A 746-nucleotide genomic window follows, 5' to 3' on the forward strand; every position below is an offset into this window, starting at 1 on the left:
CGGCACGGATGGCGAATGCATCGAAGCCGCAACGGGCCATGAAGAACAGCTGGTCGCGCAGTACGTCGCCAATGGCGCGCAGCTCGCCCTTGAAGCCGTAGCGGTCACGCAGCAGGCGCGCATTGGAGTAGTTGCGCCCGTCGGTGAAGGCCGGGAAGTTCAGGGCGATGACCTGGAAGTGCTGCACGTCTTCGCCGATTTCTTCCGCTTCTTCGTCGCTGTCCAGCCACACGCCCAGGCCGCCATCGCGGGCCTTGAGCACGTGGGCATGGTCGCGCCACATCTGCAGCGGGACAATGTAGTCGTCGCAGTTGCTCAGTTCGTCGAACGAGAAGTACTTGGGCAGCAGGTGCCAGGTTTCGTCGACGATCTGGTTGTTCGTAATGATTCGCTGCATAGACGCGTTCCTTGAAGGGGTCGATGCCGATACGCTGGGAGGGGTCGATGAAACGCTCTTCCTCGGTTCGTTGTTCGACGTAGACCGCGATCAGCTGTTCGATCACATCGGCCATGGCGTACTGGGCGAACGATGGGCCGAGGATTTTGCCCAGGCTTGCGTCACGCGCGGCGTTGCCGCCCAGCGACACCTGGTAGAACTCCTCGCCCTTCTTGTCCACGCCGAGGATGCCGATGTGGCCGACGTGGTGGTGGCCGCAGGCGTTCATGCAGCCGGAGATGTTCAGGTCGATTTCGCCGATGTCGAACAGGTAGTCCAGGTCGTCGAAACGGCGCTGGATGGATTCGGC

Annotated in this window: 1 protein-coding gene and 1 pseudogene; both read right to left on the reverse strand. The window is 61.8% G+C overall.

Features of this window, described 5'->3' with window-relative positions:
- On the reverse strand, positions 1–388 hold a 388-nt coding region (locus tag F3J31_RS23220), incomplete at its 3' end, for a DUF934 domain-containing protein (protein WP_345790474.1).
- A gap of 4 nt (positions 389–392) precedes the next feature.
- Positions 393–746, reverse strand: a pseudogene (locus F3J31_RS23535) (nitrite/sulfite reductase); the annotation flags it as partial.

Source organism: Enterobacter sp. Acro-832 (assembly GCF_011752745.1).
Classification (GTDB): domain Bacteria; phylum Pseudomonadota; class Gammaproteobacteria; order Enterobacterales; family Enterobacteriaceae; genus Enterobacter; species Enterobacter quasiroggenkampii.